The following is a 15,361-nucleotide window of genomic DNA, read 5'->3' as shown; positions in this document are numbered from 1 at the left end:
ATGCGAAAACTCATAATTACAGCCATCCTCGGCGTGACTTGTACCTTTCAAAGTTTCGCCCAAAGTAAGCCTGCCAGACCGAAGCTCGTTGTGGGCTTAATGGTGGACCAAATGCGTTGGGACTACCTATACCGTTTTGCGGACCGTTTCGGGCAGGACGGATTCAATCGCTTGTTAGATGATGGTTTTACATGTGAAAACACCATTATCAACTACATACCTACCTACACTGCAGTCGGACACAGCACCGTTTATACAGGGAGTGTACCCTCAATCCATGGGATTGCTGGAAATGACTGGGTCATTCAAGCAACCGGAGAGCCTATGTACTGCACACAAGACAACAATGTCACGGGCGTAGGAACGTCTTCGCGCGAAGGTCAACAATCGCCACGAAACCTATTAGCGTCCACGGTGACAGACCAGTTAAAATTAGCAACAAACTTTCAGTCTAAAGTCATTGGTATCTCCATCAAAGATCGAGGAGGCATTCTTCCTGCTGGTCATTTTGCCGATGCCGCATATTGGTTCGAGAGCAAATCAGGAAACTGGATATCGAGCTCTTTTTACATGGATAAATTACCGAGTTGGGTAGACACTTTTAACAAAAAGAAACTCGCCGACAAGTACTTAAAAGAAGATTGGAACACCTTATACCCCATCGAAACCTATACGAATAGCATCGCAGACGACAACAATTACGAAGGAAAATGGCCAGGTGAAGAATCTCCCACTTTCCCAAGAAAGACATCGGAATTAATGAAAGATGTCGGTTATGAACTTATAAAAACTACTCCAGCGGGTAACCAATTCACCTTAGACTTCGCTGAAGAAATTCTCCATAACGAGCAAATGGGCAAAAATGCAACAGGCAACACGGACTTCCTATGCGTCAGTCTATCGGCAACAGATTATGTTGGCCACCGTTACTCACTATCCGCAATAGAGATTGAAGACACCTACTTACGCCTTGATCAACAAATTGCAGACTTCCTTCACACCCTAGACGAGCAAGTAGGAAAAGGCAACTATACAATCTTCCTTACAGCAGATCATGCCGCCTCGTACAACCCAATGTATTATACAGATCAGAAAGGCAATGGAGGTTATTTATTCACAAGACAAATACAGAATAATCTTAAAGATCTACTGCTAGAGAAATTTGGTAGCGACAAATTGGTGCGCAGCCTCACAAACTATCAAGTGCATTTAAATTACCCCCTCATCGACTCATTAAAGCTCGACGAGCAGGCCGTAAAAACGACCATCATCAATCAACTATACAAAGAGCCGGGCGTGGCCTATGTAGTGGATATGGAAGGGGGCCAAAATATGTTTATCCCCGCTCCATTACGTGAAAAAATTATAAATGGATATAACCGTAAAAATAGTGGCGCCATCCAAATAGTTGCTGAGCCACAATGGTACGCTGGGACGCCTCGGTCCCCGGGTACTACGCATGGCGTTTGGTCACCTTACGATTCACACATCCCATTAATCTTTATGGGCTGGGGTATCGAACATGGCCAAAGTAACAGAGCAGTAGAAAGCGTAGACATAGCTCCGACAATAGCTTCGCTGCTGCATATTATGGAGCCCAATGGAAATATTGGCAAGCCCATCGTGGAGGTGTTAGGTCAATAGCTTCAGTAGGAAAAAATTTAGTATCTTTGTTACAAAACGACTACTCGAAAAAGGAACTTGTATGCTTTCTAAGAAAACAAAATACGCCATAAAGGCCCTGATGGTATTGGGGCGTAACTATGGAAAAGAACCCATGCAGATCATTAAGATTGCAGAAGAAGAACGTATTCCAAAAAAGTTCCTTGAGCAAATCCTTCTAGAAATGCGCAACGCCGGGATCCTCTACTCCAAAAAAGGAGCTGGAGGTGGTTATAGCCTGAACAAAGCGCCAGAGGATATTTATCTCTCGCAAGTTATGCGACTCATTGACGGACCAATAGCGCTGCTACCCTGCGTGAGTCTCAACTTTTACCGCTCCTGTGAGGAGTGCGTTGAAGAGCACAGCTGTGGCATACGTGACACCTTCGTGGAAGTCCGTAACGCGATGCTCCAAATACTTAATGACACGAGCATATCCCAATTGATTAGTAAAGAATCCAACTTGAATGTCGAAGTTGATTAAATAGAAAAGGCCTACAAAATTTTGCAGGCCTTTTCTATTTACAAAAATCGCTCTTATAACACTTCCATCAGTTGCTCAAAAGCCATCCCACGAGATGCTTTAAGCAATACAGTGCAGCCTTCGAATGGCCTACTACTTAGTGCTTGTTTTGCCTGCTCGGTTGTTTGGTAAAACTCCGCTCCCTCGCTTGTGTGCTGATAAAATGCTTTCCCGACAAAAATTTTCCGCGCGCGCTCCACGCTAAGCGCTCGATCAACGACCTTGCGATGTTCAGCAAGACTTTCCTCCCCCATCTCATACATATCGCCTAAAATAATAACCTTATTCGCAGCAGCCAGCACTTCAATATTATCTAACGCTGCCGCCATACTGCTCGCATTCGCATTATAGTAATCAGCAATCACAGTGTTTTTTGTTGTTTGAGTAATCTGTGAGCGGTTATTGGTCGGTATGTAATTTGCAATCCCTTGGTTAATTACTTGTGCTTCCAAACCAAAATATCGTCCAACCGCAACCGCCGCTAAAATATTCTCGGTATTGTAAGACCCCGTCAATTGGGTTGGCACCTGGTAAAAACTATCGCTGTTGTTTTCCCTCCAAGCAATCGTGATCAGTGGATCAGCAACAACAAGTTTTCCAACGATGTCATTACTACTGGAAAAACCGTATCGAACAACACTCGACAACTTGCGCAAGGAGACCATCTGTTGCAGGTACTGGTTATCATTTTGGACAAAAAGCACCCCGGCATTTTCGCTTAAAAAATCATAAAGCTCACCTTTGGTTTTAATAACCCCTTCGAAGGAACCGAATCCCTCCAGATGCGCCCGACCTACATTGGTAACCAAACCATGCGTTGGCCTCGCTATCTGGCACAGAAAATCTATCTCTCGCGCGTGGTTTGCCCCCATTTCAATGATCGCTATTTCAACAGAATTATCAATTTCTAGTAACGTCAATGGAACGCCAATATGGTTATTCAAGTTTCCTTTGGTAGCCACCGTCTTAAAACCTAACTTCAATACCGTTAAAAGCAGTTCCTTCGTAGTCGTCTTACCGTTGGTTCCGGTGATACCGATAATAGGGATCGATAGCTGGTCCCGGTGGTACCCCGCTAGCTCCTGCAGAGTCTGCAATACGTCATCCACCAATATATATCGGTCATCGAATGCATAATCAGGGTTATCAATAACGGCATATCTCGCACCCGCGTCTAGCGCGTCCTTTGCAAAAATATTCGCGTCAAAATTCGCGCCCCTTAATGCAAAAAACATACAGTGCTCGGTTATATGCCGTGTGTCCGTTTGCACGCTTTGAACTGACTCATACAGTTTATATAGAGCTTCAATCGTCATGTTTCGAGTTTTACACAAAGGTCAAAAAAAGATGCGGTTTTCACCGCATCTTTTACGCTATTTTCTTCGCTGAAACCGTTAATTAAGTGTGTACGCTTTCACGCTATTGTTGCCAAAGGTCGGAATATATACCGTATTAGTCGGTGCGTGAAAACCTAAATCCGCTGTATTCATCTTTCCTTGCACATCGAGGATTTTCTCATAGCTACCGTCAGATTTTACATAATAAATAATTCCGCCCCAACAGGTTACTAAAAAGTCGCCATTACCGACCGGTTCTACACCATCACCGCCGAGCTCAAATCCCTTGGCAATTACCGTAGATTTTTTTTTGTTATCGATTTTCCACAGCTCCGGACCCACCAAGGCAAAAAGATCATTCCCCACGACCTTTAACCCATTAACATTAGGCGTGTTCTCTAAGAATACTTCCGGCTTATAGTTCTTCAATGTATATATTTTACCACTACGAGTGTCTGACACATAGACGACCCCTTTATCATCGATGGTCACATCGTTCAACATCACCGCCCCAGGAATTTCTATTTGTTTGACTAGATCGCCCGAGCCTATATCGATCACCCAAACAGAAGTCACATCGGCAACATACAACTGTTTATCATGTAGCGCCAACCCCTTTGGTGCGTCCATACCCGTGAACCAATCTGCGTCTTTAATTGTGCCGTCCAAATTTAATGTTGCGACACCGCCCTTCCCGTCTTTTGTCATTGCCTCCCCATCAATCAAAGAGACATAAAGCACGTCACTATTGGGGGCGTGCAGTAATGATTCCGGAGTCGGGAGACCTTTGGTTTCCCAAAGCTCAGTAAGTTGTTTCTGGGCGAATACACTTGTTGTCAAGAATGCTGCACAAGCGACTAATACTAATCTTTTCATAGAAATTCCGGTTTAAAAATTTAAACTGTAAGATACCAAAAGCTGGCTATATTACAAAATACATAGCATATCAAAAAACATAAATCCGCGTCCTTTCCGGGTCTTTATCAAACTGCTATACCGAATTCTAAATAGTTTACCCCGGGGCAACGCGCGTCCTACTGAATTAGCCGCATACTGGACTACAGCAGGCGAGAAACAAGATACACCTATTTCTATGCGCCATTTTCCTAAATTTCATTTTTATGAATCCATTTACTTACCGCTGGCGCCGTGTAATTCTCCATCTTCTCAAGTAAACGTTCAATCGTATCTGCCACCAGCAACATAGATCGATTTTCCGGACGTAATAAGCCTTGTTCCACCATGTGATCTATAAATTGAATCAAATGCGAATAGTAGCCTGCCGTGTTTAGAATCCCAACAGGCTTTTTGTGCAACCCTAACTGTGCCCAAGTAATCATCTCAAACAACTCTTCCAAGGTGCCAAACCCGCCAGGCAGAGCAATAATACCCTCGGCATATTCGTTCATAATACGTTTACGTTCATGCATGGTATCGACCGTTATCAATTTCGTCACGCCATGATGCTCTCTTTCCTTGGTGTTTAGAAACGTAGGAATGACCCCAATAACCTCGCCACCGGCTGCTAGCGCGCCATCTGCAACAGTGCCCATAAGCCCTACGCGTCCACCACCATATATTAGTTGGATATTTCTTTTTGCCAATATTTGACCAACTTTAGCGGCCTGTTCTTCGAATATGGGATCGTGTCCAAAGCTAGAAGCGCAAAAAACGACAATACTTTTCATAAAAATATAGATTAGCGAAATACAAACCTATTATTATTAATCCGTATTTTTCTTTGTTTGCGCTTAAAAAATGGCCCGCCGAGGGCATAATCCCCGGGTATTTCTGCTGCAACCCGAGGCAAATTATTACTTAGTTGCGCAGCTATTGGGCCCGACTTTTTTCTTCCGACTGGGTACTTTTAGGTTTATTTTGTTGTTTTAGATTTCCAAATTTATAGGTAAAAGTTAATCGAACGCTCTGATTATCGTTATACTGCCAAAAGTTCACATCAAATTCGCCAAAATCCGAAGACACATTGTTTTTCTGCGTATGAAAGACATCTGTCATGGCAAGTTTCAATGAACTGCGCTTATCATCAAAATTATAACTCGCGCCAATGTCGACGCCCCAGCGGGCATGTATTTTATACACATTATACAAAAAATCACTGGTGTAGTTCGCCGACAATTCCGCAGACAGTCCTTTGTAAATCTTAAAATTGTTTGTACTTCTACCCTGAAAGAAAGCAGAACCCAGGTCGGCATATTCCCCAGCGATGGGACCTTTAAAATGCATATATATGCCCGAAATGTTATTATTCATCGTCCAATAACTACCAATTTGAATTGGTGCGTTCACATTTAGATAAGTGGTTACATTCTTGGCTAAATTATCTGTTGTTACCCACGATTCTCCTGTCTGATCATCCTGCCCTAAACTTTCGACGATCGCATCATGCGTAATATCGGTACCCAATGTAATATTAAATCGCTTGTATAAGGTATAGTTCAAGGTAAAGCCGTCGGTATATTGTGGGTTCAAGTAGGGGTTCCCCAAACTGTAAGTAAATTTATCGATATAATAGGTGAATGGATTCAACGATCGGTAATTCGGACGTTGTACTTTCCGTGCATAGCCCAAGGAAAAAACATGGTTTTCTTCTAAATTATACCCGAAATTAACGGAAGGGAAGAGGTCGAAGTAATCACGCTTAACACGTTTACTCAGGGTAATGGAGTTCCCGTCTGAAAATGTATATTCACCGCGAACGCCTAATTTCATGCTAATCTTGCCGAACTGCTGACTATAATCGGCATATGCGGCGGCAATATCTTCGGTATATACAAAATGATTAGGACGGCCAGTATATTCTTCCCATTGCCCATCAACATAGCGTTCGAACTGTAAATCGTTGTCCGATTTAACATGACTATATTTCACCCCCGTTTCCAATTTTCCCCTTCCAATGCCTTTGACAAAATCGATCTTACCGACTAGAATATCAATATCCACGGGTGTTCTACTTTGTTCGAGCTCTTTGGGGTATAATGGCGTACCCGCTGGGTCAGTGGTTAAGTAGCCGTAATCATTGACGGCATCATTTCGAAACCGGCTCCAATCACCATCAAAGATCAATTTCCCGCCAACTGTATCGAGCAAATATTCATTATTTAAATTTAACGAATAGCGATTAAACGAATTGTCTGTTAGGGTTGTAGTTTGCAATAGCGAATCCATCACATCAACGCTTGGGCCAATATTCGTCAAACTGTTATTATCTTCATCACGAATATCATTATTACCTGTGAACTGCAGAACGAGCGTGTTTTTCGCAGATGTCTTTTGTTCGATCCCAAATCGATAATCGTGATTCTTGCGAAGTTGCCGCAACGCACCCCTTTGTTTAAAAAAACGGGGATCGGTATCCGAAACAATATTACGCTCCAAAGTAAGGTCAAACTGGCGTTTATCGTGTGTATATCCATAAGAGCCAAATACATTCGTGTTATTCTTTTTATAATTGAGACTCAACGAACTATTTCCCCTTCCGTGAATGCCTTTAGCACCACTTGCGATAAATGATCCGTTGAATCCTTCCATATTATTTTTCTTTAAAACAATATTGATTGTGCCGACAGATCCTTCCGCATCATCCTTGGCGCTCCGGATGGTACTGACTTCCACGCTTTTAATTTGGTCTCCGTTCATCGTTTTCAGTAACGAAGCTAGTTGATCCCCACTCATATACGTTTGACGCCCATCAATGGTAACATTTACGCCCTGCTGGCCCATGAGCTGTAAGTTCTCATCCTTATCAACACTCACTCCAGGAGCTCGCTGGACAATATCAAGGGCGTTATTTCCGGCGGCAAGCGTCGAGTTCTCGACGTTCAAAATAAGCTTTCCGTCACGCTGCTGCACGAGCGGAAGGCGCGCTTGAACACTTACCTCACCGATCTGCTGGGACGCCCCGGTTAAAATGATATTTTCCAACACTACATCCGCGCTACCTATCGTCAGCGGCTGAGATTTGTAGGTTGTAAAACCTACGGAGGAAGCTTGGATGAAATAAGTTCCCGCAGGAACGTTGAGAATCGAAAAGTTCCCCTTCTCATCAGAAACGGCCGTTTTAATGATCGCCTCGACCTTACTACTCATTAAGTAGATAGACACCTTATCCACCCCCTGGTGCTGTTCATCCAATACCGTCCCGCGGATCCCGGGCTGCTTTGCCTGCAGCGTGCTGGACATCAACACCGGAACGGCTATTAAAAGTATAAAATATGTATAAATTGTTTTCATAGTTAGTGCGTAAAAAACCCCTGCTCCAAAGAAAATATTCTTTAAAATCAATTAGAAAAAGGGACTTTGGTCTAGTCGTTGTGTTTAGCTTGCGTTTTCCTTTTGGGTAGTATTTGTATTTATTCGTAAACTATTGTCTTTCATTTCGATCGTCACATTCGGTGCCTCAATATTTATTACCGAATCTTTACGCTGCTGATCGACCACTTTCTGTTGTTGATCAGCCTTACCCACCGCTCCGTGGGTATCTTGCTCCTGCTCAGGTTCGGGCTCGGGCTCGGCTTGCGAGCAGACTAATCCCCGATCACTCATCGTCCATTCGGTCACTTTCTGGCGCTCGGCTTCCGAGTAGTTATTTCGGCAGTCCCATATCGAAATATCCCGTACCTTGTTATCCAGCGTTTTATCTAACAATACTTTCGCGCCACGCGGCAGGTAGACGATGACCTTAACAAATTGATCTCGATCGAGCGATTTATTTCTGAGCAGAAAATGACTTGGAAAAACAATCGCTTCTCCTTCCTGGATACCTTGGTAGAAGATTTCTCCAGCGCGCTGGGCAGCTAATTGGTAAGATTTGCCTTTGGCCGAATACTGGTACTGAATGAATGGTTGGCTGAGCGAGTCGATGCTTTCAAAATGAATTCCGATAGAACTGTGCAAACGTTTACGCAGGTTTAAACCATCCATCTCCATATTAAATCGAGATTTCAGTGAATCTTTCTCATTCTCATCGAGCACACGAACATCTTTCTCCGAAAAACTATAGATTTTCTGTACTTCGATCTTACGTTCCACATTTATAGTACTCTTCTCCCGAAAATCTTGTGCCGCGGACACGCAGAAATAGATCACCGCGACAATAGAAACGATCCAGGCAGCAAAAATCGTTAGTGATATGTAGTTATTAAGCTTCTCTGCTTTGAATAACACACGAATAAGCCAAAGGAACAGTGCAAGAATTGGTATTGTTATCGCTAAGAATCCAAAGGTAAGCGCAATGACGGCCTCATCAGTAGATAAAACTTGCAAGGGTGGAAACATCATCGGATTCTCCATGCCAAATAGATTCATTAGGTTAAAAACATAAAATATAAAAAGCCCCACTAAAGCCGATCCAGACACCAAAAGCATAACCCAAGCTATCAGCTTCCCGATAAGACCCAGGCAGCCCCCAAGGGCGGCCCCTGCGGTGCGTGCTCCACGAGTGATATGATAGCCGGCCCCGGTGAAATTATCCGAAAAGCTATTTACCTCTTCATCGAAAGACTTTTTGAAATTTTCTAAATTTGGCACCTCCCCACGCATCACCATTTTGTCTGCGCGCGTCTCTGCCTCAGGCATCACAATCCAGAGAATCACATACACTAAAATACCCGAACCGCCAATTAAAACAAATAACACCAAAAGTAAACGAATCCAACGCGGCTCCATCACAAAATAATGCGCAAGTCCACTACAGACGCCGCCAATTATCTTATCATCGGGATCGCGCATCAATTTACGCCCCGTATGTGGCGTTGAGACATTTCCCGGAAAAACAGGTTCTTCAAAGCCATCATTATATTCTTCACTTTCCTGAAAATCACTCACCTTACCCATGCGCTTGATTACCTCCTGCACGTCTGCAATATTAAGCACCTCCTTCCGGCCGGATTGGATATGCTCGCTAAACATCTCTGCAATTCGATTCTCTATATCTTCTAATATCTCTTTGCTTTCGGCTGTATTACCAAAATGCTTCTTTATATCAATCATGTACGACCGAAGGGTCTCATATGCATCCTCTTCTATGTGAAAAACGATGCTGTTTATATTTATAATTATTGTCTTATTCATGATCCAGTATGATTTGATTGATTCGTATAGTTAGTTTCTTTCTTTTAGCGATATCTCCACGGCGAATAGCAATTCCTTCCATGTCACATCAAGTTTTGTCAGTACTTCGCGTCCCAATGTGGTAATTTGATAATATTTCCTAGGAGGACCTGAAGTAGATTCTTTCCAATTGTAGCTTAGTAGTCCATTATTCTTTAACCGTGTTAGCAGCGGATACAACGTCCCCTCAACCACAAGAAGTTCGGCTTTCTTTAATTCACTGATTATATCTGAAGCATATATCTCCCCTCGGGAAATTATAGAAAGGATACAATATTCAAGTATCCCTTTCCTCATTTGGGTTTGTGTATTTTCTGCTATCATAATACAAAGATATATGCTTTAGACTGTACTATGCAATACATAGTACTATATTTATTTCACAAACAGACATAACACACTGATATACAGCGTGAAAAAATAACATAAAGAAGTAACGCGCTATGTAACAATTGATTAAATAAAATCAAAAATATAACAAACTAAGTATCAGCGATACTATTGCAAAATAATCTGGCATTAACTAGCTCAAGCTCTACCGATGCCGAATAAATAATCGCGGGTTTCTTTTGAAACCTGCATAATAAACGCGACTTTTATCACGATGATTAAATATATATTTAACTATGCTTGGGCTATATTGTGGGCCGTGCTAATGCTTATCTTAATGGGGTTACCTGCCAATGACTTGCCTACTACGCAGTATTTTGAAGGGTTCGATAAACTAGCACATTGTGGATTTTTCTTTGTGTTCACCGTGCTGTTACTCTTGGGATTTATTGTGCACTCCAAAGGGAGGGCCTCGAAAATAAAAACATTCATCATTAGCCTAGTTGTTGCGAGCATACTCGCTTTCGGCACCGAGGGGATACAGCTTTATTTTTCCACGGGAAGAATGGCTGACTGGTGGGATATATTCGCCGATTATGTGGGCATCGGTATGGCACTGTTTGGCTATTTACTTCTACACCAAAAACGCCTAGGCTACGAATAGCAAAATAAATACGTAGAATGGCCTACATGGAGTCCGTAGCAAAATTAAAAGATCTTCGAAAGGCGTTCTTAAATAGATGTCCAGCTGCTTTTCTTTTGGGGCGAAGCATTACCTGCGAACAGCCCTATAGAGCATCCTTTTCAGTATAGAGAATGACTCGCGGCAGCTAAAACGGGCGGTAGCCCTTTATTGGATGTAAACGCGAATTAATTCTCCACCAACTTGCTGTCTTTTTCCTTTATAGCAAGTTGACCACAAGCCGCGTCAATATCTTTTCCGCGGCTACGACGTACGTTGGTAATCACCCCCTGGCTTTTTAGGTAATTGGCAAATTGATCAATTTTATCGGCATCTGCATTCACGTAATTAGCAAGTGAAATTGGGTTGTATTCGATAATATTTACTTTACAGGGTATATGCTTGCAAAATCGGACGAGTTCGCGCGCATCTTCCAGCTCGTCATTAAAATCATTAAAAACGATATATTCATAAGTAACCGGATTTTTCGTCTTCGCGAAATAATATTTGAGGGCTTCGGCGAGCGCCTGCAATGAATTTTGCTCATTGATCGGCATAATTTCATTACGTTTTTTATCGTTCGCTGCATGTAAAGACAGTGCCAAGTTAAAGCGCACCTCATCATCCCCCAGTTTTTTGATTAGTTTAGCAATACCGGCCGTTGAGACGGTAATCCGCTTCGCGGCCATATTAAGCCCATCTGGCGCAGTAATACGTTCAACGGATTTCATCATGCCCGAGTAATTAAGAAGCGGCTCGCCCATACCCATGTAAACGATATTAGTTAGCGGCTGCTGGTAATGCTCTTCGGCCTGCTTAGCAATAAGCACTACCTGATCATAAATTTCGTCCGCATTGAGGTTACGTTTACGATCCATATAGCCGGTTGCACAAAATTTACAACTTAAGCTGCACCCGACTTGCGAGCTAACACACGCGGTCATACGCTCGGGTGCGGGAATTAATACGCCTTCAATCACATTTCCGTCATACAGTGTGAAGCTACTTTTAATAGTCTTATCAGCACTAACTTGCGACTGGCGAACTTGCAGGGCGTGAATAATGAAATTCTCTTTCAGCGTTTCGCGTAGCGATTTACTCAGATTACTCATCTGATCGAAATCTACACACGACTTCACCCATAACCATTCATAAATTTGTTTTGCGCGAAATCCTTGCTCACCCATTTGGGTAAGTTTAGTTTTTAACGCATCCAAGCTTAAGCTTCTGATATCTATCAATTTACTCTTCTCCATCCGGGTACAAAGATAAATAAAATTAGCGAGCATCAAACATGCCTAGCCGTCAAAGGCTGTCTCACAGAAATAAATTATCAACAAAAAACAGTAATTTAGGAAAATAATCCGCCCTTAGGCATCAGTATGGTGCAATGGGCTTATAATCTAAGCACAAATGCAGCGCGCAATAGATATTGGAATCACTTTGCATAGGTCTACACCGATCGGGCGGAATGCAAAAACAGCATTTACCCCCGCTAAGTTTACCCGCAACACGTACAAGGGTGCACGCGACATTTCTGTACAGTTACAAACAGCAATAAAACCGGATATAGCTAACACACATCGATTAAAAAACACAAATACACGGAATCCATCACGAACAAAATGGGGCGAAGCTCCCCTTCCACCGGCACATTGTGACTAGTGGTTCGCAGAACATTTTTATGAAGAAAATCACAAGTAACCTCCTGTTTAAGGTAATCATCGCCATCCTCTTGGGTATCGGTATCGGGTTAATTATCCCAGAATGGATGGGCCGCATTTTCGCGACCTTTAATAGTCTTTTTGATCAACTATTAAAATTTATCATTCCTTTAATCATTGTCGGACTAATCGTACCGGCGATCGCGAAATTAGGGCAGACAGCAGGTAAACTATTGCTCTCAACAGTAGCCATCGCATACGGATCAACACTTTTTGCCGGACTCAGCTCCTATTTCACAAGCATAGCAGTATTTCCCGCGATGCTCAAAGACCAGGTAGCAGCCCCAAACAGCGCCGTTCGGGAGTCGCTAGCGCCTTATTTTACTTTAGAGTTCCCACCGCTATTTGACATAATGTCCGCACTGGTACTGGCGTTCTTAGTCGGGATTGGCCTTGCGCGCTTGCAGAACTCTACTTTACAAAAAGTAGCCGTGGACTTTGAACAGATCATCACCTTCATCATTGAGAAACTTATAGTTCCACTGCTTCCTCTTTTTATCTTTGGTATTTTCCTAGACATGACATACACAGGAAAAGTAGTCAGTATACTGCATGTATTCGTAAAGATTATCGGAGTGATCTTCCTTATGCATATCGTTCTGCTGCTTATACAGTTCTTAATCGCAGGCGCGGTATCGGGCAAAAATGCGTTTAAACTTTTAGGCACGATGCTCCCCGCGTACTTCACCGCGTTGGGAACGCAATCTTCGGCAGCCACCATTCCGGTAACCTTAGAGCGCGCAAAAATAGCCGGTGTGCGTGAGGAAATAGCGAGCTTCTGTATACCTCTGTGCGCAACGATCCATCTAGCGGGTAGCATGCTAAAGATTGTTTCGTGCGTTGTCGCACTGATGCTCATGCAGGGCATGCCAATAGACTTTTTTGTGATGACGGGATTTATCTGTATGCTAGGAATCACGATGATTGCCGCCCCAGGCGTGCCCGGCGGGGCAATTATGGCCGCTATAGGTATTATCGCCAGCATGCTTGGATTCGACGCCCAAAACCAAGCGCTAATGATATCGCTATACATCGCGATGGATGCCTTTGGTACAGCCTGTAATGTCACCGGAGACGGTGCAATTGCCATCATACTTAACTCGATATTCAAGCCGAGCAGTGACGCTGAACCCGCATAAATATAAAAGCATGCATGAGGAGAAACAGCTTTATGAATTCTCCTCGCGCATGCTTCAACAATCTACTGATTACTTCTTATTTTCCTTTTTCCAACGCTTCCTTGACTTTGGGTATAACTTGCGTACCGTAAAGCTCGATTGCGCGCATCATATCCTTATGATCTGGACTACCCACGTCCATGTGCGCGGAGAATCTGGTTAAACCAAACATCTCAATAAAATGCAATATCTTCTCAATCGCATGGTTCACATCGCCTACAATGAGGTGGCCATGGATAGAACGGCCGAAATCAAACTGTGAGCGTTGATAAGCGGGCCAGCCGCGCGATGCCCCAATTCTATTCATTTGCCCACCGTATATCGGGTAATATTTATCGGCAGTAGCCTGACCATCATCACCAAAAAATGAATGCATATGTACGCCGACTTGGAGATCCCCGATAGCATGCCCGTTGTCGACCCATGATTGTCGATACAGTTCAAATAAAGGTTTGAAGTTTTCCGGAGCTCCTCCAATAATGGCAAACATGACTGGCAGGCCTAGGCGCGCAGCACGCACTACGGACGAGGTTGTTCCGCCAACAGCAACCCAGATTGGGAGCGAGCCCCTTACCGGACGAGGAAAAATCTGCTGGTTCACCAGCGGCTTTCTAAAGCGTCCCGACCAGGTAATTGTATCTTGTTTATTCAAGCGTGTAAGCAACTCTAGTTTTTCATCGAAGAGTTCAGCGTAGTCTTTTAAATCATAGCCAAATAGTGGAAACGATTCAATAAATGAGCCTCGGCCAGCCATGATCTCGGCTCGCCCGTCCGATAAGATGTCGAGGGAAGAAAAATCTTGAAATAATTTAACGGGGTCAGCAGAGCTGAGCACCGAAACGGCGGATCCCAATTTGATATTCTTAGTTACTGTCGCGGCGGCGGCCAACATAATCTCCGGAGCCGAAACTGCATAGTCCTCACGGTGATGTTCACCCATACCGAAGAAGTCTACGCCGACTTGATCCATCAATTTAACTTCTTCGATAATTTCCTGCATACGTGCTGCTGCAGGTTGTATGTTACCTGTTTTGGGATCAATTTGTACATCCCCAAACATTCCAATTCCTAATTCAATCATAATATTCGTCCTTTCTAATACAAAAGTAGGTTGAATCAAGATGTTAACCCTTGACATACATCAAGAAAGTACTAGCCGTGAATAAATTCTTTGGTGCCGTAACTCTTTATAAGTTCGCCCTCGAAGTCCAACCATTCTTGCCATCGCTGATCCACGTCCACGTCGGTAGAATATTTCTTGGCGAAGTTCAAGAACGTGGAATAGTGATTCGCCTCAGATACCATCAGATCATAATAAAACGCACTTAGCTTCGGGTCTTGGAGATTTTTGGACAGCACCCGAAACCGCTCGCAGCTACGTGCCTCGATCATCGCGGCAAACAGCAAGCGATCGACAAATGCTTGATTCCGCGAGCCATCTTTTTTTGAGAATTTCATTAATTTCCCTACGTAATCGTCCTTTCGCTCCCGGGCCAAGTCAAATCCACGCTCTTTGATCAGCTCGATAACCATCTGGAAATGCTCCATCTCCTCAATAGCAATGGCGGTCAGCTCGTGCACCAAGTCTTCGTATTCGGGGTTTTGCGTAATGAGTGTTATGGCATTGGACGCGGCTTTTTGTTCGCACCAAGCATGATCCGAAAGGATTTCATCCAAATTTCCCTCCGCGATATTTGCCCAGCGGGGGTCTGTCAAAAGTTTTAAACCTAGCATATCAAAAACAATCTATAACAGCACAAAGATACAAAATTTAAAGGGGCAAATACCGCTGGTAT

At 43.4% G+C, this 15,361-nt stretch carries 13 protein-coding genes; 4 read left to right on the top strand and 9 right to left on the bottom strand.

Going from position 1 to position 15,361, the window contains the following annotated elements:
* Together pafA and FM107_RS10800 are read left to right on the top strand one after the other, a co-directional pair.
* Positions 1-1,644, top strand: a complete 1,644-nt coding sequence (gene pafA, locus FM107_RS10805) for an alkaline phosphatase PafA (RefSeq protein ID WP_086948528.1) — start codon at positions 1-3, stop codon at positions 1,642-1,644.
* A gap of 61 nt (positions 1,645-1,705) precedes the next feature.
* On the top strand, positions 1,706-2,146 hold the full coding sequence (locus FM107_RS10800) for an Rrf2 family transcriptional regulator (protein WP_086948527.1): 441 nt from the start codon (positions 1,706-1,708) through the stop codon (positions 2,144-2,146).
* Between the two features lie 53 nt (positions 2,147-2,199).
* Here FM107_RS10800 and murF read toward each other — a convergent pair whose 3' ends face one another.
* The 6 genes from murF to FM107_RS10770 all read right to left on the bottom strand — a co-directional run bounded on the left by murF (position 2,200) and on the right by FM107_RS10770 (position 9,975).
* Positions 2,200-3,501, bottom strand: coding sequence for a UDP-N-acetylmuramoyl-tripeptide--D-alanyl-D-alanine ligase (gene murF / locus FM107_RS10795; RefSeq protein WP_086948526.1), 1,302 nt, complete (start codon positions 3,499-3,501; stop codon positions 2,200-2,202).
* 78 nt (positions 3,502-3,579) lie between these two features.
* On the bottom strand, positions 3,580-4,398 hold the full coding sequence (locus FM107_RS10790) for a YncE family protein (protein WP_086948525.1): 819 nt from the start codon (positions 4,396-4,398) through the stop codon (positions 3,580-3,582).
* 230 nt (positions 4,399-4,628) lie between these two features.
* Complete coding sequence (locus FM107_RS10785; RefSeq protein WP_086948524.1) at positions 4,629-5,210, bottom strand: TIGR00730 family Rossman fold protein; 582 nt, start codon at positions 5,208-5,210, stop codon at positions 4,629-4,631.
* A 142-nt stretch (positions 5,211-5,352) separates the two neighbouring features.
* On the bottom strand, positions 5,353-7,773 hold the full coding sequence (locus FM107_RS10780) for an outer membrane beta-barrel family protein (protein WP_086948523.1): 2,421 nt from the start codon (positions 7,771-7,773) through the stop codon (positions 5,353-5,355).
* Positions 7,774-7,857: 84 nt separating this feature from the next.
* Entirely contained in the window at positions 7,858-9,612 is a 1,755-nt protein-coding gene (locus FM107_RS10775) for a PspC domain-containing protein (RefSeq protein WP_086948522.1), read from the bottom strand.
* 30 nt (positions 9,613-9,642) lie between these two features.
* On the bottom strand, positions 9,643-9,975 hold the full coding sequence (locus FM107_RS10770; protein WP_086948521.1) for a PadR family transcriptional regulator: 333 nt from the start codon (positions 9,973-9,975) through the stop codon (positions 9,643-9,645).
* A gap of 280 nt (positions 9,976-10,255) precedes the next feature.
* On the opposite strand from FM107_RS10770, the gene FM107_RS10765 reads away from it, so the two are divergent.
* Entirely contained in the window at positions 10,256-10,645 is a 390-nt protein-coding gene (locus tag FM107_RS10765) for a VanZ family protein (RefSeq protein WP_256959466.1), read from the top strand.
* 206 nt (positions 10,646-10,851) lie between these two features.
* On the opposite strand, the gene rlmN is transcribed toward FM107_RS10765, so the two are convergent.
* Positions 10,852-11,919 carry a 23S rRNA (adenine(2503)-C(2))-methyltransferase RlmN gene (gene rlmN, locus FM107_RS10760; protein ID WP_086948520.1) on the bottom strand — a complete coding sequence of 356 codons (1,068 nt, stop codon included), beginning with the start codon at positions 11,917-11,919 and terminating at the stop codon, positions 10,852-10,854.
* A 428-nt stretch (positions 11,920-12,347) separates the two neighbouring features.
* On the opposite strand from rlmN, the gene FM107_RS10755 reads away from it, so the two are divergent.
* Positions 12,348-13,526 (top strand): dicarboxylate/amino acid:cation symporter, encoded by a 1,179-nt coding sequence (locus tag FM107_RS10755; protein WP_086948519.1) that lies wholly within the window; start codon positions 12,348-12,350, stop codon positions 13,524-13,526.
* A 76-nt stretch (positions 13,527-13,602) separates the two neighbouring features.
* Here the strand turns inward: FM107_RS10755 and FM107_RS10750 are convergent, their stop codons facing one another.
* Together FM107_RS10750 and FM107_RS10745 are read right to left on the bottom strand one after the other, a co-directional pair.
* Positions 13,603-14,646 carry an LLM class flavin-dependent oxidoreductase gene (locus tag FM107_RS10750; protein ID WP_306298650.1) on the bottom strand — a complete coding sequence of 348 codons (1,044 nt, stop codon included), beginning with the start codon at positions 14,644-14,646 and terminating at the stop codon, positions 13,603-13,605.
* Positions 14,647-14,717: 71 nt separating this feature from the next.
* A complete protein-coding gene (locus FM107_RS10745) occupies positions 14,718-15,299 on the bottom strand; it encodes a tRNA-(ms[2]io[6]A)-hydroxylase (protein WP_086948518.1) in 582 nt (193 codons plus the stop codon).
* Positions 15,300-15,361: the final 62 nt, after the last annotated feature.

The organism is Sphingobacterium sp. JB170, assembly GCF_900163865.1.
GTDB lineage: Bacteria > Bacteroidota > Bacteroidia > Sphingobacteriales > Sphingobacteriaceae > Sphingobacterium.
This window is presented reverse-complemented; position numbering and strand designations above follow the sequence as displayed.

Bases quoted from the DNA above. Each gene is read 5' to 3' on its own strand.
- murF (WP_086948526.1), bottom strand. From the start codon at position 3,501: ATGACGATTGAAGCTCTATATAAACTGTATGAGTCAGTTCAAAGCGTG.
- pafA (WP_086948528.1), top strand. From the start codon at position 1: ATGCGAAAACTCATAATTACAGCCATCCTCGGCGTGACTTGTACCTTT.
- FM107_RS10770 (WP_086948521.1), bottom strand. From the start codon at position 9,975: ATGATAGCAGAAAATACACAAACCCAAATGAGGAAAGGGATACTTGAA.
- FM107_RS10785 (WP_086948524.1), bottom strand. From the start codon at position 5,210: ATGAAAAGTATTGTCGTTTTTTGCGCTTCTAGCTTTGGACACGATCCC.
- FM107_RS10765 (WP_256959466.1), top strand. From the start codon at position 10,256: ATGATTAAATATATATTTAACTATGCTTGGGCTATATTGTGGGCCGTG.
- FM107_RS10780 (WP_086948523.1), bottom strand. From the start codon at position 7,773: ATGAAAACAATTTATACATATTTTATACTTTTAATAGCCGTTCCGGTG.
- FM107_RS10800 (WP_086948527.1), top strand. From the start codon at position 1,706: ATGCTTTCTAAGAAAACAAAATACGCCATAAAGGCCCTGATGGTATTG.
- FM107_RS10745 (WP_086948518.1), bottom strand. From the start codon at position 15,299: ATGCTAGGTTTAAAACTTTTGACAGACCCCCGCTGGGCAAATATCGCG.
- FM107_RS10790 (WP_086948525.1), bottom strand. From the start codon at position 4,398: ATGAAAAGATTAGTATTAGTCGCTTGTGCAGCATTCTTGACAACAAGT.
- rlmN (WP_086948520.1), bottom strand. From the start codon at position 11,919: ATGGAGAAGAGTAAATTGATAGATATCAGAAGCTTAAGCTTGGATGCG.
- FM107_RS10755 (WP_086948519.1), top strand. From the start codon at position 12,348: ATGAAGAAAATCACAAGTAACCTCCTGTTTAAGGTAATCATCGCCATC.
- FM107_RS10775 (WP_086948522.1), bottom strand. From the start codon at position 9,612: ATGAATAAGACAATAATTATAAATATAAACAGCATCGTTTTTCACATA.
- FM107_RS10750 (WP_306298650.1), bottom strand. From the start codon at position 14,646: ATGATTGAATTAGGAATTGGAATGTTTGGGGATGTACAAATTGATCCC.